5 protein-coding genes are annotated in these 3,661 nt (G+C 70.4%); 1 reads left to right on the forward strand and 4 read right to left on the reverse strand.

Annotated features, from left to right (window positions below; all coding sequences use genetic code 11):
* Nucleotides 1-18: 18 nt before the first annotated feature.
* The 3 genes from pyrH to rpsB all read right to left on the reverse strand — a co-directional run bounded on the left by pyrH (nt 19) and on the right by rpsB (nt 2,520).
* Nucleotides 19-738, reverse strand: coding sequence for a UMP kinase (pyrH, locus tag VH969_RS08580; RefSeq protein WP_331973039.1), 720 nt, complete (start codon nt 736-738; stop codon nt 19-21).
* Between the two features lie 83 nt (nt 739-821).
* Entirely contained in the window at nt 822-1,637 is an 816-nt protein-coding gene (gene tsf, locus VH969_RS08585) for a translation elongation factor Ts (protein ID WP_331973045.1), read from the reverse strand.
* Nucleotides 1,638-1,683: 46 nt separating this feature from the next.
* Complete coding sequence (rpsB, locus tag VH969_RS08590) at nt 1,684-2,520, reverse strand: 30S ribosomal protein S2 (RefSeq protein WP_331973041.1); 837 nt, start codon at nt 2,518-2,520, stop codon at nt 1,684-1,686.
* Between the two features lie 483 nt (nt 2,521-3,003).
* On the opposite strand from rpsB, the gene VH969_RS08595 reads away from it, so the two are divergent.
* Entirely contained in the window at nt 3,004-3,525 is a 522-nt protein-coding gene (locus tag VH969_RS08595) for a murein hydrolase activator EnvC family protein (RefSeq protein WP_331973043.1), read from the forward strand.
* On the opposite strand, the gene VH969_RS08600 is transcribed toward VH969_RS08595, so the two are convergent.
* On the reverse strand, nt 3,522-3,661 hold a 140-nt coding region (locus VH969_RS08600), incomplete at its 5' end, for a sigma factor-like helix-turn-helix DNA-binding protein (protein WP_331973047.1). The genes VH969_RS08595 and VH969_RS08600 overlap by 4 nt on opposite strands.

Here is a 3,661-nt window from a genome sequence, read left to right on the forward strand (position 1 = left end):
TTCGGGTGGTGGTGCTGGTCACGACCTCACCAGCGTTCCGATCTTCTCACCGGAGACCGCACGCGCGATGTTCCCCTCGGTGAGCAGGTTGAACACCATGATCGGCATCTGGTTGTCCATGCACAGGCTGAACGCGGTGGCGTCCGCGACCGCGAGCCCTTGTTCGAGTACCTCGCGATGGGTGATGTGCTCGAACATCTTGGCGTCCGGGGTGGTCTTCGGGTCCGCGGTGTAGACGCCGTCGACCGACTTGGCCATCAGCACGACCTCACAGCCGATCTCCAGTGCCCGCTGCGCCGCAGCGGTGTCGGTGGAGAAGTACGGCATGCCGACCCCGGCGCCGAAGATGACCACGCGGCCCTTCTCCAGGTGCCGCTCGGCGCGGCGCGGGATGTAGGGCTCGGCGACCTGGCCCATGGTGATCGCCGTCTGCACGCGGGTCGGCAGGCCCTCCTTCTCCAGGAAGTCCTGCAGGGCCAGGCAGTTCATCACGGTACCCAGCATGGCCATGTAGTCGGCGCGGTCGCGGTCCATGCCGCGCTGGGAGAGCTCCGCGCCGCGGAAGAAGTTGCCGCCGCCGATGACGACGGACACCTGCACGCCCTTGCTGACGACGTCCGCGATCTGGCGGGCGACGGCCTGCACCACGTCCGGGTCGACGCCCACCTCACCGCCGCCGAACATCTCGCCGCCCAGCTTGAGCAGCACTCTTCGGAAACCGTGTCCCCGGCCTTCCATGCCGTCCTCCCTCGCGTGCGACTGTGCCCCGCCCTCAACGGTGTGTGAGGGCGGGGCACCGCCTTGATCCAGGTCCGCTCCGGTCAGGACTGGCCGATCTCGAAGCGGGCGAACCGGGTGACCGTCACGCCGGCCGCGTCGAGCACGGCCTTGACGGTCTTCTTGGAGTCCTGCACGGAGGCCTGCTCGGTCAGGACGGCGTCCTTGTAGAAGCCGTTGACGCGGCCCTCGACGATCTTGGGCAGCGCCTGCTCCGGCTTGCCCTCCTCGCGAGCGGTCTCCTCGGCGATGCGCCGCTCGGTCGCGATGACGTCCTCGGGGATCTCGTCCCGGGTGACGTAGCGCGGCTTCATCGCGGCGATCTGCATGGCGGCACCGCGGGCGGCGTCGCCGTCGGCGCCGGTGTACTCGACCAGCACGCCGACCGACGGCGGCAGGTCGGGGTCGCGGCGGTGCAGGTAGGTCGCCACCGTGCCGTCGAACACGACGACCCGGCGCAGCTCCAGCTTCTCGCCGATCTTGGCGGACAGGTCCTGCACCGCGTCCGCGACCGTCTTGCCGTCGAGGTCGGCCTTGGCCAGCGCCTCGGCGTCGGCCGGCTGCGCGCTCCTCGCGACGCTGACGATCCGGTTCGCGAGCTCCTGGAACTCGGCGTTCTTCGCGACGAAGTCGGTCTCGCAGTTCAGCTCGACCATGACGCCGCCGTCCGCCGCGACGAGGCCGTTGGCCGTCGTGCGCTCGGCCCGCTTGCCGACGTCCTTGGCGCCCTTGATGCGCAGGAGCTCGACGGCCTTGTCGAAGTCGCCGTCGGCGTCGTCGAGGGCCTTCTTGCAGGCCATCATGCCGGCGCCGGTGAGCTCACGGATCCGCTTGACGTCGGCCGTGGTGTAGTTCGCCATCTTGGCTCTGTCCATCCTTCTTTCGCTGTGCTGGCTCGGGTTCCGCTCAGGACTCGCTGGGAGCCTCGGCCGGCTTCGACTCGCCGCCGGCGGGCGCGTTCTGGCCCACGAGGAGCTCCTGCTCCCACTCGGGCAGCGGCTCGTCGGTGGCGACGGCCGGCTTGTCCTCACCGTCGGGCACGCCGTTGCGGGTGCCGGCGCGGGCCATCAGGCCGGCGGCCGCGGCCTCGGCGACGACCTTGGTCAGCAGCGCGGCGGAGCGGATCGCGTCGTCGTTGCCGGGGATCGGGTAGTCGACCTCGTCCGGGTCGCAGTTGGTGTCGAGGATCGCGACGACCGGGATGTTGAGCTTGCGCGCCTCCCCGACGGCGATGTGCTCCTTCTTGGTGTCGACGATCCACACCGCGGACGGGACCTTCGCCATGTCGCGGATGCCGCCGAGCGTGCGCTCCAGCTTGTCCTTCTCGCGGGTCAGCATCAGGATCTCCTTCTTGGTGAGACCCTGGAAGCCGCCCGTCTGCTCCATCGACTCGAGCTCCTTGAGGCGCTGGAGGCGCTTGTGGACGGTGGAGAAGTTCGTGAGCATCCCGCCCAGCCACCGCTGGTTGACGAACGGCATGCCGACCCGCAGCGCCTCGTTGGCGATGGCCTCCTGCGCCTGCTTCTTGGTGCCCACGAAGAGGATCGAGCCACCGTGCGCGACGGTCTCCTTGATGAACTCGTACGCGCGTCCGATGTAGGACAGGGTCTGCTCGAGGTCGATGATGTAGATGCCGTTGCGCTCGGTCAGGATGTAGCGCTTCATCTTGGGGTTCCAGCGCCGGGTCTGGTGCCCGAAATGCACGCCGGAGTCCAGCAGCTGCTTCATGGTGACGACGGCCATGGCCTGGTTCGCACCTTCTTCTGTCTGCGCGCCGGGTGTCCGCCGCGGCGCGATGTCGGTTGTCGCTTCCCCTGCTCGGTCAGAGGTCGCCCTGGTGCCGGTGCCGGCAGCCGGACCCGCATCTCGCTTTCGTGTCGTGATTCGGGACCGCCGGATGCCGTTTCGCCGAAGCTGGTGCAGCGGCACGCGAAGTCGATCCGTGTTGCCACGGACCGCGGCTAGCAGTCTACGCGGTCGCGGAGACGGCCTTCGACCAGGCCACCTCCGGCGTTGACCGGTTGTCCACAACCGGCGCGGCTGTCCACAGATTCCCGCCGCGCCAGTCCCCGGCACCCGCCCCGCAGGGAACGTGGAGACATGGCCACACCCCCGTCCTCCCAGCCATCCCGCCACTCGCGTGGGGCGCCCGCGCCGCTTCCTGCTTCACCTCGGGCCGCGATCTCACCGCTTGCCATCCCGCCCTCTTCGCGGCGGCGTTCGTGGGTGGCCGGGGTTCTGCTGTTCCTGGTGGTCGGGCTGGTCGCGCCCGGCGTGGTCGGCGCTGCGTCGGCGGCGCCGGCCACCGGGCCGGAGCTGCCCAGGGCCGGGCCCGCCTTCGGCTGGCCGTTGGCGGCGCCGCATCCGGTGGTGCGGCCGTTCTCCGCGCCGTCGTCTCCATACGGCCCTGGTCATCGCGGCGTCGATCTGGGCGGGGCCGCCGGTGCGCCGGTGCTCGCGGCCGGTGCGGGCGTGGTCGTGTTCGCCGGTCAGCTGGCCGGGCGGGGCGTCGTGTCGATCGATCATCCGAACGGCCTGCGGACCACGTACGAGCCGGTCGCGCCGGCGGTCGAGCCCGGCAGGCGGGTGGCGGCGGGCGCCGTCGTCGGCCACCTGCGGCCCGGCCACGGCGGCTGCCCGGGCGCGTGCCTGCACTGGGGCGTACGCCGCGGCGAGGAGTACCTGGATCCGCTGAGCCTCGTGGCCACGGGCCACGTCCGGCTGCTCCCATGGGAGGAGGAGCCCTAGACCTCGGACTTCTCGAGCAGCTTCGCGCGCAGCCGCAGCACCGCGCGCGTGTGCAGCTGGCAGACGCGCGACTCGGTGACCCCGAGGACCCGGCCGATCTCGGCGAGCGTCAGGTTCTCGAAGTAGTACAGGGTCA

Origin of the sequence: Actinophytocola sp. (genome assembly GCF_036555685.1) — a bacterium.
GTDB lineage: Bacteria > Actinomycetota > Actinomycetes > Mycobacteriales > Pseudonocardiaceae > Actinophytocola.

What these genes read in the sequence shown, in the direction of transcription:
- pyrH (WP_331973039.1), bottom strand. Translation starts at nt 738, where the DNA reads ATGGAAGGCCGGGGACACGGTTTCCGAAGAGTGCTGCTCAAGCTGGGC.
- tsf (WP_331973045.1), bottom strand. Translation starts at nt 1,637, where the DNA reads ATGGCGAACTACACCACGGCCGACGTCAAGCGGATCCGTGAGCTCACC.
- rpsB (WP_331973041.1), bottom strand. Translation starts at nt 2,520, where the DNA reads ATGGCCGTCGTCACCATGAAGCAGCTGCTGGACTCCGGCGTGCATTTC.